Origin of the sequence: Microcella humidisoli (assembly GCF_024362325.1) — a bacterium.
In the GTDB taxonomy this organism is placed as follows: domain Bacteria; phylum Actinomycetota; class Actinomycetes; order Actinomycetales; family Microbacteriaceae; genus Microcella; species Microcella humidisoli.
In genome coordinates this window covers 2151875-2175819 of sequence record NZ_CP101497.1, presented here as the reverse complement: position 1 = coordinate 2175819, position 23945 = coordinate 2151875, and the positions used below count along the sequence as shown (strand labels likewise).

Annotated in this window: 18 protein-coding genes and 3 rRNA genes; 3 read left to right on the top strand and 18 right to left on the bottom strand. The window is 68.5% G+C overall.

Annotated features, from left to right (window positions below; genetic code table 11):
* Nucleotides 1-7 precede the first annotated feature (7 nt).
* The 3 genes from xerD to NNL39_RS10570 are packed head-to-tail and all read right to left on the bottom strand — an operon-like array spanning nt 8 to nt 3342.
* Nucleotides 8-1003: a site-specific tyrosine recombinase XerD gene (gene xerD / locus NNL39_RS10580; protein WP_255159244.1), complete on the bottom strand. Its 996-nt coding sequence runs from the start codon at nt 1001-1003 to the stop codon at nt 8-10.
* 3 nt (nt 1004-1006) lie between these two features.
* Nucleotides 1007-1603 (bottom strand): NUDIX domain-containing protein, encoded by a 597-nt coding sequence (locus NNL39_RS10575; RefSeq protein WP_255159243.1) that lies wholly within the window; start codon nt 1601-1603, stop codon nt 1007-1009.
* Nucleotides 1600-3342 carry a CTP synthase gene (locus tag NNL39_RS10570; protein ID WP_407665118.1) on the bottom strand — a complete coding sequence of 581 codons (1743 nt, stop codon included), beginning with the start codon at nt 3340-3342 and terminating at the stop codon, nt 1600-1602. The genes NNL39_RS10575 and NNL39_RS10570 overlap by 4 nt, the downstream gene beginning before the upstream one ends.
* Nucleotides 3343-3416: 74 nt before the next feature.
* On the opposite strand from NNL39_RS10570, the gene NNL39_RS10565 reads away from it, so the two are divergent.
* A complete protein-coding gene (locus tag NNL39_RS10565; protein ID WP_255159242.1) occupies nt 3417-4289 on the top strand; it encodes a hypothetical protein in 873 nt (290 codons plus the stop codon).
* Nucleotides 4290-4375: 86 nt separating this feature from the next.
* Here the strand turns inward: NNL39_RS10565 and recN are convergent, their stop codons facing one another.
* From recN to tyrS, 10 genes are all read right to left on the bottom strand, one after another.
* The gene (gene recN, locus NNL39_RS10560) at nt 4376-6073 is read right to left on the bottom strand and encodes a DNA repair protein RecN (RefSeq protein WP_255159241.1); all 1698 of its coding nucleotides are present in this window, start codon (nt 6071-6073) and stop codon (nt 4376-4378) included.
* Nucleotides 6070-6990 (bottom strand): NAD kinase, encoded by a 921-nt coding sequence (locus NNL39_RS10555; RefSeq protein WP_407665117.1) that lies wholly within the window; start codon nt 6988-6990, stop codon nt 6070-6072. The genes recN and NNL39_RS10555 overlap by 4 nt, the downstream gene beginning before the upstream one ends.
* Nucleotides 6987-7883 carry a TlyA family RNA methyltransferase gene (locus tag NNL39_RS10550; RefSeq protein ID WP_255160933.1) on the bottom strand — a complete coding sequence of 299 codons (897 nt, stop codon included), beginning with the start codon at nt 7881-7883 and terminating at the stop codon, nt 6987-6989. The genes NNL39_RS10555 and NNL39_RS10550 overlap by 4 nt, the downstream gene beginning before the upstream one ends.
* Complete coding sequence (locus tag NNL39_RS10545) at nt 7883-8050, bottom strand: hypothetical protein (protein ID WP_255159240.1); 168 nt, start codon at nt 8048-8050, stop codon at nt 7883-7885. Before NNL39_RS10545 ends, NNL39_RS10550 begins: the two co-directional genes overlap by 1 nt.
* Nucleotides 8051-8052: 2 nt before the next feature.
* Nucleotides 8053-9105, bottom strand: a complete 1053-nt coding sequence (locus tag NNL39_RS10540) for an HAD-IIA family hydrolase (RefSeq protein WP_407665116.1) — start codon at nt 9103-9105, stop codon at nt 8053-8055.
* Nucleotides 9068-10138 carry a hypothetical protein gene (locus tag NNL39_RS10535; protein WP_255159238.1) on the bottom strand — a complete coding sequence of 357 codons (1071 nt, stop codon included), beginning with the start codon at nt 10136-10138 and terminating at the stop codon, nt 9068-9070. Before NNL39_RS10535 ends, NNL39_RS10540 begins: the two co-directional genes overlap by 38 nt.
* 78 nt (nt 10139-10216) lie before the next feature.
* Nucleotides 10217-10333 (bottom strand): 5S ribosomal RNA (gene rrf / locus NNL39_RS10530).
* Between the two features lie 142 nt (nt 10334-10475).
* A 23S ribosomal RNA gene (locus tag NNL39_RS10525) occupies nt 10476-13589 on the bottom strand.
* A gap of 463 nt (nt 13590-14052) precedes the next feature.
* Nucleotides 14053-15573: ribosomal RNA gene (locus tag NNL39_RS10520) — 16S ribosomal RNA — on the bottom strand.
* The 16S, 23S and 5S rRNA genes sit together here, the layout of an rRNA operon.
* Nucleotides 15574-16135: 562 nt before the next feature.
* Nucleotides 16136-17455: a tyrosine--tRNA ligase gene (gene tyrS, locus NNL39_RS10515; protein WP_255159237.1), complete on the bottom strand. Its 1320-nt coding sequence runs from the start codon at nt 17453-17455 to the stop codon at nt 16136-16138.
* A gap of 99 nt (nt 17456-17554) precedes the next feature.
* Between tyrS and NNL39_RS10510 the strand changes: the two genes are divergently transcribed.
* The gene (locus NNL39_RS10510; RefSeq protein ID WP_255159236.1) at nt 17555-18187 is read left to right on the top strand and encodes a DNA-binding protein; all 633 of its coding nucleotides are present in this window, start codon (nt 17555-17557) and stop codon (nt 18185-18187) included.
* Nucleotides 18187-18792, top strand: coding sequence for a hypothetical protein (locus NNL39_RS10505; RefSeq protein WP_255159235.1), 606 nt, complete (start codon nt 18187-18189; stop codon nt 18790-18792). Before NNL39_RS10510 ends, NNL39_RS10505 begins: the two co-directional genes overlap by 1 nt.
* Here NNL39_RS10505 and NNL39_RS10500 read toward each other — a convergent pair.
* Genes NNL39_RS10500 through argB form a run of 5 tightly spaced genes read right to left on the bottom strand, consistent with a single transcriptional unit; the run spans nt 18776 to nt 23939 of the window.
* Nucleotides 18776-19432, bottom strand: a complete 657-nt coding sequence (locus NNL39_RS10500; RefSeq protein ID WP_255159234.1) for a DNA-3-methyladenine glycosylase — start codon at nt 19430-19432, stop codon at nt 18776-18778. The two genes, NNL39_RS10505 and NNL39_RS10500, sit on opposite strands and share 17 nt — an antisense overlap.
* 4 nt (nt 19433-19436) lie before the next feature.
* Entirely contained in the window at nt 19437-20840 is a 1404-nt protein-coding gene (gene argH, locus NNL39_RS10495; RefSeq protein WP_255159233.1) for an argininosuccinate lyase, read from the bottom strand.
* Nucleotides 20837-21790 carry an ornithine carbamoyltransferase gene (gene argF, locus NNL39_RS10490; protein ID WP_255159232.1) on the bottom strand — a complete coding sequence of 318 codons (954 nt, stop codon included), beginning with the start codon at nt 21788-21790 and terminating at the stop codon, nt 20837-20839. Before argF ends, argH begins: the two co-directional genes overlap by 4 nt.
* Entirely contained in the window at nt 21787-23013 is a 1227-nt protein-coding gene (locus tag NNL39_RS10485; protein WP_255159231.1) for an acetylornithine transaminase, read from the bottom strand. The genes argF and NNL39_RS10485 overlap by 4 nt, the downstream gene beginning before the upstream one ends.
* Nucleotides 23010-23939 carry an acetylglutamate kinase gene (gene argB, locus NNL39_RS10480; RefSeq protein WP_255159230.1) on the bottom strand — a complete coding sequence of 310 codons (930 nt, stop codon included), beginning with the start codon at nt 23937-23939 and terminating at the stop codon, nt 23010-23012. Before argB ends, NNL39_RS10485 begins: the two co-directional genes overlap by 4 nt.
* Nucleotides 23940-23945: the final 6 nt, after the last annotated feature.

Here is a 23945-nt window from a genome sequence, read left to right as displayed (position 1 = left end):
TCCCGCGTCAGAGCGCGCGGGGGTGGGCGGTCGCCCAGGCCTCGCGCACGGCATCCGCCGTCACGAGCGTGTAGAGCTGGGTCGTCGCGACGCTCGCGTGGCCCAGCAACTCTTGCACGACGCGCACGTCGGCGCCGCCTTCGAGCAGGTGGGTCGCGAACGAGTGCCGCAGGGTGTGCGGTGAGAGGTCGGCGGTGAGGGATGCGCGCGCGGCGGCATCCCGAATGATCAGCCAGACGCTCTGCCGCGAGAGCCGCGCCCCGCGGGCCCCGAGGAAGAGCGCGGGTGTCGCGGCACCCTGGGTCGCGAGCATCGGCCGAGCCCGGACGAGGTAGGCCTCGAGCGCTTCGCGCGCGAACCGCCCGAGCGGCACGATGCGCTGCTTGCGGCCCTTGCCGAACAGCCGCACGGCGTCGCCGACCCGCACGCTCGCGGTGTCGCCCGCGGCCGCGCCGTCGCCGCTCATGACATCGTCAACGGCCAGATCGACGGCCTCGCTCACCCGCGCGCCCGTGGCGTAGAGCAGCTCGAGCAGGGCTCGATCGCGCAGCGCGATCGGGTCGTCACCGGCGCACGCGTCGAGCAGGCGCTCGACCTCGTCGATCGTGATCGCCTTCGGCAGGCGCTTCGGCTGCTTCGGCGGGCGCTGCTGCGCGGCGACGTCGCGGTCGACGATCCCCTCCTCGGCGAGGAACCGGTGCCACCCGCGCACGCTCGACAGCATGCGCGCGGCGCTCGAGGCGCTCACTCCGGTGGCGCGCTCTCCTTCGACCGACGGCCCGGGCTCGCGCACAGCGGCGACGAACGCCGCCACGTCGGCCTCCCCGATCGCCTGCACCTCCTCGATGCCGCGCGCGGCGAGATGATCGAGGTACCGCGCGAGGTCGCGGCGATAGGCAGCGACCGTGTTGACCGAGCGACCGCGCTCGAGCGCGATGTGCCGGAGGTACCGGTCGACCTCGCGCTCGAGCACCGTGGGCGCTGCGCGCTCGAGTGCCGCCACGGCTCAGCCCCGCGAGCGCCGCGCGTGCTCGGCCAGCACGGCGGCCATGAAGATGCCGTTGTGCACGCGACCGGCGAGCACGGCATCCACCGCCTCGTCGAGCGCGACCCAGCGCAGCACGATGTCGGCCTCCTCCGCCCCGCGGTCGAAGGGCGCGGGCGACGCCGACAGCCCCGTCGCGCGGAAGACGTGGATCACCTCATCCGACCCGCCCGGCGAGGTGTGCAGGGTGATGAGCGGCTGCCAGTCGGCGGCGACGAGGTCGGCCTCTTCGGCCAGCTCGCGCTGGGCGGCCTCGAGCGGCGGCTCGCCCTCGACGTCGAGCAGGCCCGCGGGCAGCTCCCAGTTGCGCATCTGGATGGGGTGCCGGTACTGCTGGATGCTGAGCACACGATCATCGGCGTCCACGGCCAGCACGGCCACCGCACCGGGGTGCTCCATGAACTCGCGCGTGAGGGCGCTCTCGCCGTAGGCGAAGCGCTCGCGCCGGATGTCCCACACGACGCCCGCAAAGGCCACGTCGCTCTGCAGCACCTCGACCCCGAAGGCCTCGTCGGCGAGACGGTCAGCGTCGTCGAGCCCCGCAGCCGCCTCGCTCACTCGGGCGAGCCCGCCTCAGTGCCGGAAACCGCAGCGGCGACCATCTCGACCTCGCCGGTCTCGTCGTCGAACAGCTTCGAGGCGCGCTGGCGCTCGATCGCCGCATCCACGAGCCCGCGGAACAGCGGGTGCGCGTTCGTCGGCCGCGACCGCAGCTCGGGGTGCGCCTGCGTGGCCACGTAGAACGGGTGCACGTCGCGCGGCAGCTCGACGTATTCGACGAGCGTGCCGTCGGGGCTCGTGCCCGAGAAGACGAGGCCGGCCGCCGCGATCTGCTCGCGGTAGGCGTTGTTCACCTCGTACCGGTGTCGGTGGCGCTCGTGCGAGACGGGCGCGCCGTAGAGCTCTTCGACGATCGATCCGGGCGCGAGCGACGCTTCGTACAGCCCGAGGCGCATCGTGCCGCCGAGGTCGCCCCCGGCGATGATGTCGACCTGCTCGGCCATCGTCGCGATGACGGGGAACTCGGTCTCCGGGTCGAACTCGGTGCTGGATGCTGTGGGCAGGCCCGCGACGTCGCGCGCGTACTCGATGACCATGCACTGCAGCCCGAGGCACAGGCCGAGCACGGGGATGCGGTTCTCGCGCGCGAAGCGCAGAGCGCCGAGCTTGCCCTCGATACCGCGCACGCCGAAGCCGCCCGGCACGCAGATGCCGTCGAGGTCGGCCAGGTTCTTGGCCGCGCCCTCGGGCGTCTCGCACTCGTCGCTCGCGATCCAGCGGATGAGCACCTTCGCCTGGTGGGCGAAGCCGCCGGCGCGCAGGGCCTCGGTCACGCTCAGGTAGGCGTCGGGCAGGTCGATGTACTTGCCCACGAGGCCGATCGTGACCTCGCGCTTGGGCTCGTGCACGGCCGTGAGCAGGTCTTTCCAACGATCCCACTGCACCTCGCCGGCGTGCAGGTCGAGCTGGTCCATGATGTAGCTGTCGAGGCCCTGGCTGTGCAGCATCGAGGGGATGTCGTAGATCGAGGGAACATCCACCGCGTTGACGACGGCGGCCTCGTCGACGTCGCACATGAGCGCGATCTTGCGGCGGTTAGCGCTCGAGACGGGCCGGTCGCTGCGCAGCACGAGGGCGTCGGGCTGAATACCGATCGACCGCAGCGCCGCGACCGAGTGCTGCGTCGGCTTGGTCTTCTGCTCGCCGCTCGCGCCCATGAACGGCACGAGGCTCACGTGCACGAAGAAGACGTTGCGGCGGCTGAGCTCGTGGCGCACCTGGCGCGCGGCCTCGATGAACGGCTGCGACTCGATGTCGCCGACCGTGCCGCCGATCTCGGTGATGATCACGTCGGGCTGCTGCTCGTCTTGCGCCTGCAGCCGCATGCGGCGCTTGATCTCGTCAGTGATGTGCGGAATCACCTGCACGGTGTCGCCGAGGTACTCGCCGCGGCGCTCGCGCGCGATCACCTGCGAGTAGATCTGTCCGGTCGTGACGTTGGCGGCCTGGTCGAGGTTGATGTCGAGAAAGCGCTCGTAGTGCCCGATGTCGAGGTCGGTCTCGGCGCCGTCGTCGGTCACGAAGACCTCGCCGTGCTGGAACGGGTTCATGGTGCCCGGGTCGACGTTGAGGTACGGGTCGAGCTTCTGCATGACGACGCGCAACCCGCGCGCGGTCAGCAGGTTGCCGAGGCTCGCGGCGGTGAGGCCCTTGCCCAGAGACGAGACGACACCTCCGGTCACGAAGATGTGCTTGGTGATACGACCGGTTGAACCAGAATCTGAAGTGTCCGCCACGGGGTTCTATCGTATCCGACGCGAGGCCCGCTCGGTCTCGACGCGCGCAACGCCGTGAGCGTACAGTGGCGGCCATGAGCGTGCGCGCGCCCCGATCGGGTCTGAGGATGCTGCGCCGGGCATCCGGCATCGCCGCGGTCGCGATCGTGGCCGTCGTGCTGGGTGGATGCGCGGGCCTCAGCGGCGCGCCCGTCTCGGTTGCGCTCACCGAGCAGCAGGGGTTCCCCGCCGATGCGCCGATCGCCGAGCCTTTCTGGGACGAGGGATGGCGCGGCGAGCCGATCGGCTGGCTCGCCGACGATCGCGCGACGATCACGATCGTGAGCTACGGCAGCTCGGCGTGCCCCTTCATCGCCACCGCGGTCACGGTGCTCGACGACGCAACCGTCGGTATCGAGCTGCGGCAAGGAGCCGCGTATGCCTGCACCGACGACCTCGCGCCGCGTACCCACATGCTCCCCACCCCCGAGGGGTGGGGGCAGGGTGATGGCCCGTACACCGCTGAGATCACGCGTTTTCTCGACGCCTTCGGCGCCGCCGACCCCACCCTGAGCACGGCAGAGCTCTGGCCCTGGACTGAACCGGCGACGATCGCCGTGCAGACGCTGCGCGGTGCGCCGGATGACATCACGCTGCCGCCCGACGCGCTCGAGAGCGGCGAGCCGCTCGCGTTCTGGGGGCCCGAGCGGCAATCGTTGCGGGTCATCACGTGGGGAAGCTCGAGCTGCCCGCCGCCGGCCACCTCCCTCACCCTCGTCGATGAGGCCCAGCTGTCGCTCGTCTTCGGGCCGCTGCCGGCCGGGCGGGTGTGCACCGCCGACTTCGGACCCACGACGCACGTGCTCGGCGTGCCCGACGGCGTCGGCTCGGGGGCGGTGACCCTGGCGGTGCGGTTCGAGGAGCGCGACGGCTCCGCGCAGCAGACCAGCATCCCGATCGGCGACTGAGCGCCCCGGCGACGAGCCTCAGGCACGCGTCGCCGACGCGGCGCTCGTCCGCGGTCGCCTCAGCCGATCGGGGCGCGCGTTCCCGGTCAGCCGACGAGCTCGCGCGCCGTCTCGATGAGCTCGCGCGCGTGCGTCAGGCCCGACTCGCTGTCGGGCAGGCCGCTCAGCAGCCGCGCCATCTCGGCGATGCGCTCATCGCCCTGCAGCTGCTGCACGCTCGATGCGGTCACGTGCCCGTCGCTGTCTTTCACGACGCGCAAGTGGTTCGTCGCGAACGCGGCGACCTGCGCGAGGTGCGTGACGACGATGACCTGAGCGGTCTGCGCGAGGCGCGCCAGGCGCCGCCCGATCTCGATGGCGCTCGCACCGCCGACGCCGGCATCCACCTCGTCGAAGATGAACGTCGGCACGGGGTCGGTCGCCGCGATGACGACCTCGAGCGCGAGCATGACCCGCGAGAGCTCGCCGCCCGACGCACCACGGCCGAGCGGGCGCGGCTCGGCGCCCGGGTGCGGCTGCAGCAGGATGGCGACGACATCACGGCCGCTCGCCGTGTACTCCTCGCGATGGGTGACCTCGACCGTGATGCGCGCCGAGCCCATCGCGAGCGCGGCGAGCTCGCCCGTCACGCGCTCCGACAGACGGATGCCCGCCACGCGCCGCAGGTCGCTCAGCCGGTCGGCGAGCATCATGACGCGGGCTCGATCGGCGTCGACCTCAGCGCGCAGCGACTCGATGCGGTCGGTGTCGTGGTCGAGCTCCATGAGCCGACCGCTGCCCGAGTCGAGGTAGTCGATGACCTCGTCGAGCGAGGGGCCGTACTTGCGCATGAGCACGGCGAGCTCGGCCCGCCGCTCTTGCACGGTCTCGAGCTCGCGCCCACCGTCGCTGTCGAGCGAGGCGAGGTAGGACGAGAGCTGCGTGGCGAGCTCGCCCACGACGAAACCCGCATTGGCGATGGCCTCGGCGATCGGCACGAGCTCGGGGTCGTGCCCCGACACGCGGTCGATCGTGCGTCGCGCGCTGTCGAGCAGCGAGAGGGCATCCCGCGCCTCATCGAGGCTCTCGCTCGAGATGAGTTCATGGGCCTGTGCGGCGGCGAGCCGCAGGTCTTCGATGTTGGTGAGGCGGTCGGCGCGCTCGGCGAGCTCGACGTCCTCCCCCCGACGCGGGGCGGCAGCCTCGATCTCGGTCATCGCGAGGCGCAAGTCCTCCGCCTCACGCGCGCGGCGGTCGCGCTCGGCGACGAGCACGTCGAGCTCGGCCTGGGCGTCGTTCCAGCGCCGGAAGACCTCCTGGTAGTCGCCGAGCACGCTCGCGAGCTCGGGGCCGGCGAAGCGGTCGAGCGCCTCGCGCTGCGCCGTCGCCGACTTGAGGCGGATCTGGTCGCTCTGCCCGTGCACAACGACGAGCTGCTGGCCGATCTCGTTGAGCACGCCGACGGGCGTCGAACGCCCGCCGACGACCGCGCGCGAGCGGCCCTCCTGCGAAATCGAGCGGCTGAGGATGAGCGCACCGCCATCGAGGTCTCCTCCGGCGTCGCGCACGCGCTCGGCCACCGCGCCGTGCTCGTCGACGTGCCAGTGGCCTTCGACGAGCGCCTGGCCCGAGCCCGAGCGGATCGCCCCGGTGTCGGCGCGGTCGCCGAGCAGCAGGCCGAGCGCCGTGACGACCATGGTCTTGCCCGCGCCCGTCTCACCCGTGAGCGCGGTGAAGCCCGGCCCGAGCGGCAGGCGCGCCTCGCCGATGACCCCGAGATGACGGATGGAGATCTCCTCGATCACGCGCCGCGGCCCTCCTCGTCGATGGGGCCCCGCCAGCCGTGCACCGGCAGGGCGAACTTGTTGACCAGCCGGTCGGTGAACGGGCCGGGATGCAGGCGGGCGAGCCGCACGGGCGTCGGCGATCGGCGCGCGACGACGCGTGCACCGCGCGGCAGGTCGACGGCGCGACGGCCGTCGCACCACAGCACGCCGACACCCTGCGTGCGGTCGAGCACCTCGACCGCGAGCGAGCTGTTGGGGCCGACGACGAGCGGGCGCGCGAAGAGGGCGTGCGCGCTGAGCGGCACGAGCAGCAGAGCGTCGAGGCTCGGCCACACGATCGGGCCGCCCGCCGAGAAGGCGTAGGCGGTCGATCCGGTCGGTGTCGACATGACGACGCCGTCGCAGCCGAAGCTCGACAGCGGGCGGCCGTCGACCTCGATCACGACCTCGAGCATGCGCTCGCGGCTCGCCTTCTCGACCGTCGCCTCGTTGAGCGCCCACGTCTCGTAGATGACCTCGGCGCCGAGCTTGACCCGCACGGCGAGGGTCATGCGCTCTTCGACGAGGTAGTCGCGCTCGAGGGCCCGGCCGACCGCCGAGGCGAGGTCGTCGCGCTCGCTCTCGGCGAGGAAGCCCACGTGCCCGAGATTGATGCCGAGCAGGGGCGCCGACCCGCCACGGGCGAGCTCGGCCGCGCGCAGAATGGTGCCGTCGCCGCCGAGCACGATCACGAGCTCGAGCTCACCCACCTCGGCGGTCTGCCCGAGCACGAGCAGCTCGCCCTCGCCGGTCGCCTCGACAAGGTCGTCGCGCGACTCGGCGTCGACCACGGGCAGCACCCCCGCCGACCGCAGCAAGCGCACGACATCGACGGCGGCGCTCAACGACTCGGGCCGCCCGGTGTGGGCGACCACGAGAATGCGGCGGTCGGTCACGATGACCCCTTCTGCCTGCTGTCGGGAACGTGCGCGAGCGCCAGCTCGGCGGCGCGCGCCCTCCATTCTGTCGGATGCACCCCGACACCCGGCCGGAAGACGACGAGATACTCGTGGTTGCCCCCCGTGCCCACGATCGGGGAGGAGAGCAGATCGCTCGCGTGCAGCCCGACATCGCCCGCCGCCCACAGCACCGCCATGATCGCGTCCTCGCGCACGGCGGCATCGCGCACGATGCCTTCGCGGATACCCTGCCGACCCGCCTCGAACTGCGGCTTGATCAGCAGCACGACCGGCACCCCGGCGCCGACGGTGGCCACGATCGCCGGCAGCACGAGCGTGAGGGAGATGAAGCTGAGGTCACCCACGACGAGGTCGGGGCGCTCGGCAATCCCGCTGACGGCGCTGAGCCGCTCGGCGCTGAGCGTGCGCGCGTTCTCGCCTTCGACGACCACCACGCGGGGATCGGCGCGCAGCTCGGGCGCGAGCTGTCCGTGCCCGACATCGAGCGCGATGACCTGCCGGGCGCCGCGCTCGAGCAGCACCTGGGTGAAGCCGCCCGTCGAGGCGCCGAGATCGAGCGCGAGCATCCCCCGCGCATCGATGCCGCTCGCGTCGAGGGCGGCGACGAGCTTGAGCGCCGCGCGGCTGACGTAGCGGTCGTCGCCGTCGACATCGATCGCCGCGGTCTCGGCCACGGGATGCGCGGGCTTCACGATCGCGCGCCCCCCGACACTCACGCGCCCGGCCTCGATGGCCGCGCGGGCTGCGGTGCGCGAGCGTGCAAGGCCGCGCTCCACGAGCTCGAGGTCGAGGCGCCGCAGCGGCGCAGCACCCGCGCGCTCCTCCCGCGCGCTCGGCGCGGGATTCCCCGGCTCGGGCGCGAGCGGCATCACGCGGGGCGGGCGCTGTCGCCGTCGGCGGCCTCGAGCTGCTGCCGCAGCTCGTCGTGCAGCTGCCGGTAGGCCGCGGCGCGGCTCTCGAGCGGACGCTCGTCGATGAGCGCGAGCCGCGAGAGCAGCGCCTCGTCGGGCTCGGGAGCGAACTCGCCGTCGGTCATGCTCACGACGATACCGCGAGCTGCATGAGCTGCTCGTCGACATCGAGGCCGTAGATCTGCAGCCCCGAGGCGTAGATCACCGCGGCCGCCGCGCGCAGCAGGTCGAGCGGATCGGCGCCCGCGCGCGCGACGCGCACAACATGCTGCTTCATGCGCACGACCGCCTGCCCGACTTCTGCCGTGCGCACGCCGTCGGCATCCGTCTCGATCGTGATGGTCGGGTACGGCTCGAAGAGCTCGCGCAGGTCGCCGAGGATGTAGTCGGGCTGCATCGTGGGCGGCGCGGCGAGCACCTGCTTGGCTCGGTCGATGCCCGTCAGCACGAGCGCCGTCGCGAGCCCCGCGCGCTTGCCGCCCATGATGTCGGTGTCGAGGCGATCGCCGACCACGAGGGGGTTCTCGGCGCCGAAGCGCTCGCGCGCCACCTCGAAGATCGCCGTCTCGGGTTTGCCGGCGAAGACCGGCAGGCGGCCGACGGCGAGATGCACGGCCGAGACGAGCGTGCCGTTGCCGGGCGCGATGCCGCGCGCGACCGGGATCGTCCAGTCGGTGTTCGTCGCGACCCACGGAATACCCGTGTGCAGCGCGAACGACGCTTCAGCCAGGTGCTCCCACCCGACATGCGGGGCGAATCCCTGGATGACCGCCGCGGGCTGGTCCTCCGCCGAGCGCGTCACGCGGAAGCCGGCTGCCTCGACCTCGCTCACGAGCCCGTCACCGCCCACGACGAGCACGAGCGCGCCGGGGTCGACGAGCGTCGCCAGGATGCGGACCGCGGCCTGCGGGCTCGTGACGACGTCGGCGGCCTCCACCGCGAGACCGAACTCGCGCAGGTGCGCCGCGACCGACTCGTCGGTGCGCGACGCGTTGTTGGTGATGTAGCCGACGCGCAGCGCGCGAGCTGCTCGCGTGATGCTCTCGACGGCGTGCGGGATCGCGCCCGGTCCGGCGTAGACGACGCCGTCGAGGTCGAGCAGCAGCGCATCACGCCCCGTGAGGGGGGTCGGGTTCGACGAGCTATCGACCACTGTCGCCGCCCGCGTTGCCGTCCTCATCGTCGAGTTCGATGATCTCGATCGTCTCGTCGCCGTCGTCAGCTCCGGCCGAGGCGAGCGCCTCGGCCGCCACGTCGGCACGACGCGCCCAGGTCTCGGCATCGTCGGTGCGCCCGAGCTCGTCGAGCACGATGGCGTAGGCATCGAAGAGCGCGGGGCTGTAGCTGAACGCCGTCGAGGGGTCGAGCTGCGGGATCTCGAGCTCGGTGAGCGCCGCCTCGGTCTGCCCGAGGTCGAGCCGCGCGCCCGACATCGCGATCGCGAGCTCGACGCGCGTCGGCACGCTCAACGTGCGGCGGTCGACCGAGCGTCCGAGCTCGAGGGCCTTCTCGGGTCGCCCGAGTCCGCGCTCGCAGTCGACCATGAGGGGCAGCTGCTCGTTGGAGCCCGAGATTCGGCGGTAGGTGCGCAGCTCACGCAGGGCGAGTGCGAAGTCTCCGGTCGCATACGCCGTGATCGCGAGCGTCTCGCGCGTGAGGGCGATGCGCCCCGCACGACGAGCAGCGGCCTGCGCGTGCCGGTGTGCGAGCGCGGGATCCTCGTCGATGAGCGTGCCCGCCATCACGAGATGCTGCGCCACCCGATCGGCGTTCTCCTTCGCGAGTGTCTTCAACTCGTTGCGGGCGATGCGGTCGAGCTCGGCGCCCGTCACGGTCTCCGGGATGACCGGGTCATCGTGGCGCGGACGATCGTTGTCGCCCTCGGGCCGGTTGGGTCGCTCGGGGCGACCCGCGCCGTCGGGGCGGGGACCGCGGTACCCCGTGCCCTCGCGCTTCGCGCCGCCGTCACGCTTCGGCGCACCGTCACGCCGGGGAGCACCATCCCGCTTCGGCGCACCATCACGCTTCGGCGCACCATCACGCTTCGGCGCACCATCCCGCTTCGGAGCACCATCCCGCCGAGGCGCACCATCACGCTTCGGCGCACCATCCCGCTTCGGAGCACCATCCCGGCGGGGCGCGCCGTCGCGCTGCGACCCTCCGCTGCGCGGGGCGCGGTCGTCGCGCGGGGGGCGATCGGGCCGTTCGGCCATGGTGACTCCTCGTGCTCAAGAAAGTACTGCGTTAACGCGAAATGGCCACCCATTGCTGGGTGGCCATCTCACAAAGAAGTCCGGCGGTGTCCTACTCTCCCACGAGGTCGCCCTCGCAGTACCATCGGCGCAGAAGGTCTTAGCTTCCGGGTTCGGAATGTAACCGGGCGTTTCCCCTTCGCTATGGCCGCCGAAACACTATTGATTTATCAATCGTTTACGGACAGACAAGCCAAGCACTGTTCTCACAGTGTTGAGTCTGTGCGTAGTTCTCGACCGTAAATCGAGAACCACAAAGTGGACGCGAGCAACACAAATCTCATTCCTCAGAAGAGGTGTTGTCAAGTTATCGGCTTATTAGTACAGGTCAGCTGCAAGGGTCTTTAGTCCCCTCTTCCACATCCTGCCTATCAACCCAGTAATCTGGCTGGGAGCCTCTCGCCCGAAGGCATGGAAGTCTCATCTTGAGGCCGGCTTCCCGCTTAGATGCTTTCAGCGGTTATCCATCCCGAACGTAGCTAATCAGCGGTGCTCCTGGCGGAACAACTGACACACCAGAGGTTCGTCCAACCCGGTCCTCTCGTACTAGGGTCAGATCCTCTCAAACTTCCTACGCGCGCAGCGGATAGGGACCGAACTGTCTCACGACGTTCTAAACCCAGCTCGCGTACCGCTTTAATGGGCGAACAGCCCAACCCTTGGGACCTACTCCAGCCCCAGGATGCGACGAGCCGACATCGAGGTGCCAAACCATGCCGTCGATATGGACTCTTGGGCAAGATCAGCCTGTTATCCCCGAGGTACCTTTTATCCGTTGAGCGACAGCGCTTCCACAAGCCACTGCCGGATCACTAGTCCCGACTTTCGTCCCTGCTCGACCTGTCAGTCTCACAGTCAAGCTCCCTTGTGCACTTACACTCGACACCTGATTGCCAACCAGGTTGAGGGAACCTTTGGGCGCCTCCGTTACTTTTTGGGAGGCAACCGCCCCAGTTAAACTACCCACCAGGCACTGTCCCTGAACCGGATTACGGTCCGAAGTTAGATATCCAGAGTGACCAGAGTGGTATTTCAACAACGACTCCACCGACACTAGCGTGCCAGCTTCACAGTCTCCCACCTATCCTACACAAGCCACACCGAACACCAATACCAAGCTGTAGTAAAGGTCACGGGGTCTTTCCGTCCTGCTGCGCGTAACGAGCATCTTTACTCGTAGTGCAATTTCGCCGAGTTCGCGGTTGAGACAGCTGGGAAGTCGTTACGCCATTCGTGCAGGTCGGAACTTACCCGACAAGGAATTTCGCTACCTTAGGATGGTTATAGTTACCACCGCCGTTTACTGGGGCTTAAATTCGCAGCTTCGCTTGCGCTAACCGCTCCTCTTAACCTTCCAGCACCGGGCAGGCGTCAGTCCGTATACATCGTCTTGCGACTTAGCACGGACCTGTGTTTTTAGTAAACAGTCGCTTCCCACTGGTCTCTGCGGCCTTCAATGCTCCGGGAGCAAGTCCCTTCACACATCCGGCCCCCCTTCTCCCGAAGTTACGGGGGCATTTTGCCGAGTTCCTTAACCACGATTCTCTCGATCTCCTTGGTATTCTCTACCTGACCACCTGAGTCGGTTTGGGGTACGGGTGACTAAAACCTCGCGTCGATGCTTTTCTCGGCAGCATAGGATCACTGATTTCCCCCGTGAGGGGTACGCATCGGATCTCAGGCTATGTGAGAGACGGATTTGCCTATCTCTCGCCCTACGTCCTTACACCGGGACTACCATCGCCCGGCTCAGCTACCTTCCTGCGTCACACCTGTTAATACGCTAGCCGCACCAGCATAGGGTCGAGTGCTAGCCCCGGAGCTCCTCCCCGAAGGGATCGGTCACCGGTATTCGGACTCTTAGCATTACTGGATTGACTTGGGCGGTTTTTCGTCAGTACGGGAATATCAACCCGTTGTCCATCGACTACGCCTGTCGGCCTCGCCTTAGGTCCCGACTTACCCAGGGCGGATTAACCTGGCCCTGGAACCCTTGGTCTTTCGGAGGACGGGTTTCTCACCCGTCTTTCGCTACTCATGCCTGCATTCTCACTCGTGTGGCCTCCACGGCTGGTTCACACCGCCGCTTCGCTGGCCACACGACGCTCTCCTACCGATCCGCACGGCTGGACCACGAAGGCCTACCAAATATGCGAATCCTACGACTTCGGTGGTGTGCTTGAGCCCCGTTACATTGTCGGCGCGGAATCACTTGACCAGTGAGCTATTACGCACTCTTTCAAGGGTGGCTGCTTCTAAGCCAACCTCCTGGTTGTCTGTGCAACTCCACATCCTTTCCCACTTAGCACACGCTTAGGGACCTTAGTCGGTAGTCTGGGTTGTTTCCCTCTCGACGATGAAGCTTATCCCCCACCGTCTCACTGCTGCGCTCTCACTTACCGGCATTCGGAGTTTGGCTGACGTCAGTAACCTTTTGGGGCCCATCGGCCATCCAGTAGCTCTACCTCCGGCAAGAAACACGCAACGCTGCACCTAAATGCATTTCGGAGAGAACCAGCTATCACGAAGTTTGATTGGCCTTTCACCCCTATCCACAGCTCATCCCCTCAGTTTTCAACCTAAGTGGGTTCGGTCCTCCACGACGTCTTACCGTCGCTTCAACCTGGCCATGGATAGATCACTTCGCTTCGGGTCTAGGACATGCGACTGAATCGCCCTATTCAGACTCGCTTTCGCTACGGCTACCCCTCTCGGGTTAACCTCGCCACATATCGCTAACTCGCAGGCTCATTCTTCAAAAGGCACGCCGTCACAGCTACTAGGGCTGCTCCGACGGTTTGTAAGCAAACGGTTTCAGGTACTATTTCACTCCCCTCCCGGGGTACTTTTCACCTTTCCCTCACGGTACTTGTCCGCTATCGGTCATCTGGGAGTATTTAGGCTTATCAGGTGGTCCTGACAGATTCACACGGGATTTCTCGGGCCCCGTGCTACTTGGGATACTCTCCGGGCCATTACGACATTTCGACTACGGGGTTGGCACCCTCTGTGACTGGCCTTTCAAGACCATTCGTCTATATCGCGCTGTAACCCTTGCAGATCGGCAGATCTGCTGGTGAGTCCCGCAACCCCGAACATGCAACGCCTGCCGGCTATCACACATGCTCGGTTTAGCCTCTTCCGGTTTCGCTCGCCACTACTAACGGAATCACGGTTGTTTTCTCTTCCTGTGGGTACTGAGATGTTTCACTTCCCCACGTTCCCTCTACCCGCCCTATATATTCAGGCGGGAGTCACTAGGTCGCACAAGTACGCCCAGCGGGGTTTCCCCATTCGGAAATCCTCGGCTCAAAGCTCGCTTATCAGCTCCCCGAGGCTTATCGCAGATTGCTACGTCCTTCTTCGGCTCCAGATGCCAAGGCATCCACCGTTTGCTCTTAGAAACTTGACTACATGAGTTTGAATCGATCGGCAGCGCCGAGCTCGAAAGCCCTTCGCTGCGACCAATGATCTATGTCTCTTTCGAGACTTTTGATCGTAGATCCGAGGTCTTGCGACCTCAGTTCTAAGATGCTCGCGTCCACTGTGTAGTTCTCAACATACGGTCGGTACCGCTCCTGCCGACGGCCCCTGCTCTGTCTCCAGAGCGCGGGCGCTTTCTAGTCGGTCAGACCGCGGTCCGAGGAATCGTTTCCCGAGTCCTTCGACTCGAGGCCCGGTCCCTCAGGACCCAACAGCGTGCATGTGGCCGGCTCCTGTCGGCAGCGTTTCCATCCCCGAGGGGAGTACTGAGCCGCCGGCGTTCGCCGACCACCAAAGTCAATGTTCCACCCATGAGCTACCAGCTGAGAACAGGCGTCTCAGATCTGGCTTCTGGCTGCACTCGCCGGAGCGAGACAGCAGATGCTCCTTAGAAAGGAGGTGATCCAGCCGCACCTTCCGGTACGGCTACCTTGTTACGACTTAGTCCTAATCACCGATCCCACCTTCGACAGCTCCCTCCTTGCGGTTGGGCCACTGGCTTCGGGTGTTACCGACTTTCATGACTTGACGGGCGGTGTGTACAAGGCCCGGGAACGTATTCACCGTGGCGTTGCTGATCCACGATTACTAGCGACTCCAACTTCATGAGGTCGAGTTGCAGACCTCAATCCGAACTGAGACCGGCTTTTTGGGATTCGCTCCACCTTACGGTATTGCAGCCCTTTGTACCGGCCATTGTAGCATGCGTGAAGCCCAAGACATAAGGGGCATGATGATTTGACGTCATCCCCACCTTCCTCCGAGTTGACCCCGGCAGTCTCCCATGAGTTCCCACCATTACGTGCTGGCAACATAGGACGAGGGTTGCGCTCGTTGCGGGACTTAACCCAACATCTCACGACACGAGCTGACGACAACCATGCACCACCTGTATAGAGACCTTGCGGGGCGACTGTTTCCAGCCGTTTCCTCTATATGTCAAGCCTTGGTAAGGTTCTTCGCGTTGCATCGAATTAATCCGCATGCTCCGCCGCTTGTGCGGGCCCCCGTCAATTCCTTTGAGTTTTAGTCTTGCGACCGTACTCCCCAGGCGGGGAACTTAATGCGTTAGCTGCGACACAGAAACCGTGGAATGGTCCCTACATCTAGTTCCCAACGTTTACGGCGTGGACTACCAGGGTATCTAATCCTGTTCGCTCCCCACGCTTTCGCTCCTCAGCGTCAGTTACGGCCCAGAGATCTGCCTTCGCCATCGGTGTTCCTCCTGATATCTGCGCATTCCACCGCTACACCAGGAATTCCAATCTCCCCTACCGCACTCTAGTCTGCCCGTACCCACTGCAGGCCCGAGGTTGAGCCTCGGGTTTTCACAGCAGACGCGACAAACCGCCTACGAGCTCTTTACGCCCAATAATTCCGGACAACGCTTGCACCCTACGTATTACCGCGGCTGCTGGCACGTAGTTAGCCGGTGCTTTTTCTGCAGGTACCGTCACTTTCGCTTCTTCCCTGCTAAAAGAGGTTTACAACCCGAAGGCCGTCGTCCCTCACGCGGCGTTGCTGCATCAGGCTTGCGCCCATTGTGCAATATTCCCCACTGCTGCCTCCCGTAGGAGTCTGGGCCGTGTCTCAGTCCCAGTGTGGCCGGTCACCCTCTCAGGCCGGCTACCCGTCGTCGTCTTGGTGAGCCGTTACCTCACCAACTAACTGATAGGCCGCGAGTCCATCCTTGACCGAAGTTCTTTCCAGCTGGTGACCATGCGGTCCCAGCTCGTATCCGGTATTAGACGTCGTTTCCAACGCTTATCCCAGAGTCAAGGGCAGGTTACTCACGTGTTACTCACCCGTTCGCCACTAATCCACCAGAGCAAGCTCCGGCTTCATCGTTCGACTTGCATGTGTTAAGCACGCCGCCAGCGTTCGTCCTGAGCCAGGATCAAACTCTCCGTAAATGTTTGATTGCACGGCTGCCCGAGGGCTGCCGGCACATCTAGTGTCACCACCGGACCGAGGTCTGAGCGGTGACGAGTTTGTCTGACTGAAGTTCGAATATCTACTGACATTCTTGTTTCAATCCAAAGGAATCTCTGACGACTGACCGAGGTCAGCCGACGAGGTTATTTGGCATTGACTTAGTGCACGCTGTTGAGTTCTCAAGGATCGGACGCTCCAGACCTCCAGCCTCTCGGCTGTCGCAACTGGGCAACTTCCCTAATGTATCCGCCCCGGCTTCCCGGCGCAAATCGGCGATCTCGGCGAACCGAGTCCGACTGCCCGTGGCCTGATCCGAAGGATCGTGCCGGGCGGATTCGCAATCCTACTTGGCGATGAGCGCACCAGCAAGTGGCTGCTCTGTCTTGGAGGATCTGGTCCCGCTTGAGGCCGGCTCGCTCTTCGGCTTGCCGCACCTTTGGGGTGACGAGTTAGAAGATTACGGTTCGTACGGGTGCGGGGCAAATTTGGGCGAATCCCGGGCGTGTCGCGCTCGTTTCCGGGCATCCGGGCCGCCGCCCATCAGCGCAGAACGAGCCCCGCGAGCGTCTTCTTGCCACGTCGCAGCACGGCCGCGCCGCCCGCGAGCGCGGCGCCGGCGAGGGTCGCCTCGTCGCTCGACACCTTGACGTTGTTGAGGGCGACACCGCCCTGCGCGATCGCGCGTCGGGCCTCGCTGGCGCTCGAGCACAGCCCCGTGGCGACCAGGGCATGCACCACCGTGTCGGACTCCCCCAGTTCGGCGGAGGGCAGCTCGGCGATCACGGCGGCAAGCGTCGGAGCATCCAGTGCCGACAGGTCACCCTCGCCGAAGAGCGCCGCGGACGCCGCGATCGCCGCCGCGACCGCGTCGGCACCGTGCACGATGCCCGTCACCTCGAGAGCGAGCCGCTTCTGCGCCGCTCGGCGGAACGGCTCGTCGCGCACGAGTTCGGCGTACTGCTCGATCTCGGCCCGCCCGAGGAACGTGAAGACCTTGAGGCGATCGATGACGTCGCCATCGTCGGTGTTGAGCCAGAACTGGTACATCGCGTAGGGGCTGCACATCTCGGCATCGAGCCAGATCGCGTTGCCCTCGCTCTTGCCGAACTTCGTCCCGTCGCTGTTGGCGATGAGCGGGGTGCCGATGGCGTGCACGCTCCGGCCCTCGACCCGGTGGATGAGATCGGTGCCGCTCGTGAGATTGCCCCACTGGTCGCTGCCGCCGGTCTGCAGGACGCACCCGTGCTGCCGGTGCAGTTCGAGGAAGTCGTAGCCCTGCAGGATCTGGTAGCTGAACTCGGTGTACGAGATGCCGGCCTCCGAGTTGAGACGTGAGGCCACCGCGTCTTTCTTGAGCATCGTGCCGACGCGGTAGTGCTTGCCGATCTCGCGCAGGAAGTCGATGGCGCTCAGGCCCGCTGTCCAGTCGAGGTTGTTGACGAGCGTGACGCCGTTCGGCCCCTCGGCGCTCAGGAACCGGCTGACCTGGCTCTGCAGGCGCCCCACCCACTCGGCGACCGTCTCGCGATCGTTGAGCGTGCGCTCGGCGGACGGGCGGGGGTCGCCGATGAGCCCCGTCGAGCCGCCCACGAGCGCGAGCGGTCGGTGGCCGGCGAGCTGCAGGCGCCGCATGAGCAACAGCTGCACGAGGTTGCCGAGGTGCAGACTCGCTGCGGTCGGGTCGAAGCCGCAGTAGTAGGTGATCGACTCGCCCCCGAGCGCGGTGCGCAGGGAGTCGGGGTCGGTCGAGACGTGCACGAGACCGCGCCAGACGATCTCGTCCCACACAGTCTCGAAACTCGGATCGTTCTGCGGTGGCGTGAGAGTCACGGTGCGGTCGGGGTCGGGGGCGGCGGTCACCGCGTCAGCGTATCAGCGGCAGGAGGTGGATTCCGGAAGAATCACCCCTGTAGGCTTGATGCTGAGGGAATCACCCCTCGGAGGTTGCGAGGAGGCTCCGTGTTCGTGATCATCGCCGACCAGATCGGCAGCAGCGGCGACGCGGATCGCGTCGCGGGCGCGCTCGTCGAGCTCGTCGACCGTTTCGGCGACCACTATCCGCTCCTCCCCGAGCGCACCGCGGGCGACGAGCTGCAAGCACTGACCAGCGACGCCGCGGTCGCCTTGGAGACCGCCCTGCATCTGCTGCGCTCCCCGCACTGGCGGGTCGGCCTGGGCATCGGCGCCGTGCGGATGCCCCTGCCCACGAGCGTGCGCGAAGCGAGTGGACCGGCCTTCGCCTCGGCCCGAGCGGGGATCGAGCAGGCCTCGCGCCGGCCCGGGCGCTTCGCAGCGGTCGGCGCCGGGGGCGCGGGAGCCCGCGCCGAGCACCTCGGGGCGCTCATCGACCTGCTGCTGACGCACCGAGCGCGCTGGAGTCCCGCCGGCTGGCAACTGCACGATCTCATCGAGACGGGGCTCACCCAGGCCGAGGCGGCCGAACGACTCGGCGTGACGCCGCAGGCGACGAGCAAGCGAGCCCGAGCCGCCGGACTGCGGGTCGATGGGGAGGCCCGCCGTGCACTCGTCGCACTGCTCGCCGACCTCGGCGCTACCGTGGAGGCCATGACCCCCGAAGGAGCACCCGCCTGATGCCGTTCGCCCCCTCGATCGTCTCCGTCATCACCGCCCCCGGGTGGATCGGGGTCGCCCTGCTTCTCGTGCTCGTGACCGCCCTCGCGCTGCTCGCGCCCGCGACGGGACGTCCGCGGCTGGTCGTGCCCGCGATCATCGTCGTGGGCGTCGGGGCCCTCGCGCTCGCGCTCGGCTTCGATGCACGGCCCGTGGGGCTCGCGGCGAGCATCCTGCCCCTCTGCCTCGTCGCTGTCGCGATCATCGCGGGCGGGCCGGTCGTCACCCTCGTGCTCGCCGCGGCGACGCGGGACGGCGCCCCCTCGGGCGAGCACGGCGGCATCATCGTGCCCGTCGCGGGCGCCGCGCCCGCCACCGCGCGCACCACGCAGCCGACGCGGGAGGTGCTGCGCGGCGGCACGACGATCGGCTACCTCGAGCGCGCCGTGGTCGTCGCTGCCGTGCTGCTCGGCCGCTGGGAGCTCGTCGGCGCGCTCATAGCCATCAAGGGCCTCGGCCGGTTCCGCGACCTCGACGCCGGTGCGGCGACCGAGCGATTCATCATCGGCACGCTAGTGAGCACGCTCTGGGCGGGCGTGTGCGCCGCGCTCATCGTGCTGGCGTAGTCGTGCCTCCGCGGGCCGCCGGGCGGTAGACCGACACCGTGGGATCCCCCGCGAGCCAGAATCGCCAGGGGAACTCGACGGTGCCGCCGAGACCGCTCACCCCCACGCGGGGGCCCGTGGCGATGCGCTCGGGCGGCAGCGGCGGGCCGGGCTCGAGGGCGAAGCCCTCGGGGGGCGGCGGGCCTGCGGCGAGCATCCCGCCGCCGTCGGACAGCTCGACTCCGAGCGCCGTCGCCAGGCGCGCCGGCCCCCGGGCGAGGTCGCGGGGCGCGATGATGCGGGATGCGCAGGCGCCCGCGCGGCGGGGTGCCGCGGCCGCACGGCGCCGGGCGGCGAGCTCGGCACCCGCGACGACCTCGCCCGCGCGCAGCAGCACCGCGCCGGCCTCGCCGGCGGCACCGCACACGAGGTTGAGGCAGCGGTGCAGCCCAAAGCTGAGGTACACATAGACCGTGCCCGCGGGGCCGAACATGGGCTCGGTGCGCGGGGTCGGGCCGCGGAAGGCGTGCGAGCCGGGGTCGGCGCCGACCCCGCGGTACGCCTCGACCTCGGTGAGCCGCACGCTCACATCGCGGCCGTGCAGCACCGCCCCGAGCAGGAGCGGCGCAACCGCGACTGGGTCGTCGTCGAGCAGGCGCACGGCGCTACGCGAGGGCGGCGAGCCGCTCGGCGAGGTGGACGCGCTGGGCCGCGACCGCCGACGGCGCTGTGCCGCCCGCACCCGAGCGCGACGCGATCGAGCCCTCGACCGTCAGCACGGTGCGCACGTCGCCCGTGAGGCGCGCGTCGATCGCCGCGCACTCGTCGTCGCTCGGCTCGTGCAGCTCGAGGCCGTGCCGCTCGCAGTGCGCGACGAGCGCGCCCGAGATCTCGTGCGCCTCGCGGAACGGCACGCCCTGCCGCACGAGCCAGTCGGCGACATCGGTCGCGAGCGAGAAGCCCTGCGGCGCGAGGGCCGCCATGCGCTCGGTGTCGAAGCGCAGGGTCGCCACCATGCCCGTGAACGCCGGCAGCAGCACCTCGAGCGTCTCCACCGCGTCGAAGACCGGCTCTTTGTCCTCCTGCAGGTCGCGGTTGTAGGCGAGCGGCAGGCCCTTGAGAGTCGACAGCAGCCCGGTGAGGTCGCCGATGAGCCGGCCGGCCTTGCCGCGCGCGAGCTCGGCGATGTCGGGGTTCTTCTTCTGCGGCATGATCGACGATCCCGTCGAGTAGCCGTCGTGCAGCGTCACGTAGCCGAACTCGCGCGTATTCCAGAGGATGATCTCCTCCGCCAGTCGCGACAGGTCGACGCCGAGCTGCGCCGCGATGTAGGCGAACTCGGCGACGAGGTCGCGGCTCGCCGTCGCGTCGATCGAGTTCTCGGTCGGCCCGCTGAAGCCGAGCTCGGCCGCCACGAGGGCGGGGTCGAGGCCCAGGCTCGATCCGGCGAGCGCGCCGGCGCCGTAGGGCGAGCGATCGGAGCGGGCTGCCCAGTCGCGCAGGCGCTCGAGGTCGCGCACGAGCGGCCAGGCGTGCGCCAGCAGGTGGTGCGCCAGCAGCACCGGCTGCGCGTGCTGCAGGTGCGTGCGGCCGGGCATGACGGCATCGGGATGCGCGTCCGCCTGCGCGGCGAGCGCCTCGATGAGCGACCGCACCTCGCGCGCGATCACGGCACCGTGGTCGCGCAGGTACAGCCTGATCAGGGTCGCGATCTGGTCGTTGCGGCTGCGGCCCGCGCGCAGGCGGCCGCCCAGCTCGGCGCCGACCGCGTCCACGAGGGCCGCTTCGAGGGCACCGTGCACGTCCTCATCCTCCGGCCGGGGCTGCAGGCGACCGTCTGCCCAGCGGGCCTCGATGTCGTCGAGTCCTTCGAGCATCCGCACCAGCTCGTCGTCGGTGAGGTAGCCAGCCGCGGCGAGAGCGCGAGCGTGCGCACGCGAACCCCGGATGTCGTAGCCGCCGAGCTGCCAGTCGAACTGGGTCGAGCGGCTCAGCCGCTGCAGCTCGGGCGACGGGCCGTCGCTGAAGCGGCCGCCCCAGAGCGAGCCCTCGTTCGTGGCGCCGCTCATCGCGCGCCGCCGGACTGCTCGAGCAGCCACACGAGCAGGGCCTTCTGCGCGTGCAGGCGGTTCTCGGCCTCGTCCCAGATGACGGATTGCGGACCGTCGATGACGTCGGCCGTCACCTCGTAGCCCCGATCGGCCGGCAGGCAGTGCAGGAAGAGCGCGTCGGGCGTCGCGTGCGCCATCATCGCGGGGTCGACCCGGTAGGCGCCGAAGGTCGCGACGCGGTGCGCCTTCTCGTCCTCCTTGCCCATCGAGACCCACGTGTCGGTGACGACGACGTCGGCACCCGTCACGGCGGCGACCGGGTCGGTCGTGACCATGATCGAGCCGCCGGTCTCGGCCGCGCGGCGCTCGGCATCGGCGACGACCGCGGCGGTCGGGGCGAACGACGCGGGAGCGGCCACGCGCACGTGCATGCCCGCGGTCGCGCCCGCGAGCAGGTACGACTGCGCCATGTTGCTCGCCCCGTCGCCGAGGAACGCGACCGTGAGCCCCGCGAGCTCGCCGCGGTGCTCGCGGATCGTCAGGAGGTCGGCGAGCAGCTGGCAGGGGTGGAAGTCGTCGCTGAGCGCGTTGACGACGGGCACCGTCGTGCCGGCCGCCATCTCCTCGAGCCCTGCCTGCGCGTAGGTGCGCCAGACGATCGCGGCGACCATGCGCTCGAGCACGCGGGCGGTGTCGCTCGGGGTCTCCTTCCCGCCGAGCTGGCTGCTCGCCGTGGAGATGATGAGCGGCACCCCGCCGAGGTCGGCGATACCGACCGCGAAGCTCACGCGCGTGCGGGTCGACGACTTGTCGAAGATGACGGCGACCGTCTGCGGGCCGGCGAGCGGCGTGCGCGCCCAGCGGTCGGCCTTGATCTGCGCGGCGAGATCGAGGATCTGCGCCTGCTCGGCGGGCGTGATGTCGTCGTCGCGCAGGAAGTGGCGGGCGGCGGGGGCGTGTGCGGTCATGGGGAGACGACTTCCAGCTGGGCGGCCGTGAGGCTCGCAGCGAACAGGGTCAGGAACCGGTCGATCTCAGCATCGCCGATGATGAGCGGCGGCGCGAGGCGGATGCTCTCGTCGTTCGCCGCGTTGATGATGAGCCCGCGGTGGAGGGCCTCGGCGACGACGCGCGGGGCGACCGGGGCGGTGAGCCCGACGCCGAGCAGCAGCCCGCGGCCGCGCACCTCGGCGACGAGCGGCGAGCCCAGGCTCAGGATGCCCGCTCTGAGCCGCTCGCCGCGCCGAGCCGCGTTACCGACGAGGTCACTCCGCTCGATCTCGGCGAGCACAGCATCGGCGACCCCCGTCGCGAGCGGATTGCCGCCGAAGGTCGAGCCGTGCTGGCCGAGCGTGAACAGCTCGCTCGCGGCGCCGCGCGTGACGAGCGCCCCCACGGGCACTCCCCCGCCGATGCCCTTCGCGACGACGACAGCGTCGGGCAGATCGTCGCCCGAGAGCTCGTGCTGGAACGCGAACCAGTCGCCCGTGCGGCCCGCTCCGGTCTGGATCTCGTCGACGATGAGCAGGGTTCCGCTCGCCCGCGTGAGCCGCCGGGCCTCGGCGAGGAACCCCGGCGGCAGGGGCACGACGCCGGCCTCGCCCTTGATGGGTTCGAGCACGAGCGCCGCGACATCCGGCCCCATCGCCGCCTCGAGCGCGGCGAGGTCGGTGGGCAGGTGCTCGACGCCCGGCACCATGGGCTCGAAGGGAGTGCGCAGCGCCGGCTTTCCCGTGAGGGCGAGGGCGCCCATCGTGCGGCCGTGGAAGCCCTGCTCGAAGGCGAGGATGCGCGGCCGCGCCGTGCGGCGCGCGAGCTTGAGCGCCGCCTCGATCGCCTCGGCGCCCGAGTTGGCGGGATACACCCGCCCGGTCGCTCCGAACCCCGTGAGGCGGACGAGCCGTTCGGCGAAGGCGACGGCCTGCGGCGTCGTGAAGTAGTTGCTGACGTGCACGAGGCGCCCTGCCTGGGCGGCGAGCGCCTCGACGATCACGGGGTGCGCATGGCCGAGGGAGTTGACCGCGATGCCGGCGAGGAAGTCGAGGTACTCCCGCCCGTCGACATCCCATACGAGCGCCCCGCGCCCGTGATCGAACACGGCCATCGGGGCCGGGGCCGAGCGCATGGCGACGTGCGCGAACCGCGCGCGCACGGCATCCGTCTCCGTTCCTGACACCAGCGGACCCGTCATCGTGCGGCGCCGTCCGCGGCGGTGACCTCGGTGCCGATGCCGTCTTGCGTGAAGATCTCGAGCAGGATCGAGTGCGGCACGCGCCCGTCGATGATCGCCGCCTTGCCGACACCGCCGTCGACGGCCTCGAGGCACGCGGCCATCTTCGGGATCATGCCCGACTCGAGGCGCGGCAGCAGCGCCCGCAGCTCGTCGGCGTCGATCGACGAGACGAGCGAGGAGGTGTCGGGCCAGTCGCGGTAGAGCCCCGCGACATCGGTGAGGATGACGAGCTTCTCGGCGGCGAGCGCGACGGCGAGCGCCGCGGCGGCCGAGTCGGCATTGACGTTGAGGCTCTGACCCGGCGTGTCGCCGTCGGGCGCGATCGACGAGACGACGGGGATGCGCCCCGCGTCGAGCTGCGCGAGCACCGCGGCGGGGTCGACCCCCACGACATCGCCCACGAGCCCGAGGTCGACCTCGACCCCGTCGACCACGACGCCGCGGCGGCGGCCGCGGAAGAGCCCCGCGTCCTCCCCCGAGATCGCAGCGGCGAACGGCCCGTGCTCGTTGATGAGGCTGACGAGCGAGCGGCTGATCTGGCCCGTGAGCACCATGCGCACGACCTCCATGGCCTCGGGGCTCGTCACCCGGTAGCCGCCGCGGAACTCGCTCTCGATGCCGAACTTCTCGAGCATCGCCGAGATCTGCGGGCCGCCGCCGTGCACGACGACGGGTCGCAGGCCGACCGTGCGCAGGTAGACCATGTCTTGCGCGAAGGCGCGCTGCAGCTCGTCGCTCACCATGGCGTTGCCGCCGAACTTGATGACGACGATGCGGTCGCGGAACCGCTGCAGCCACGGCAGCGACTCGATGAGGGTGGCCGCCTTGACCGCCGCCTGGGCGTGGTCGTCGGCGACGGTCGCGGGGTCTCTCAGCTCGCTCATCGTGCC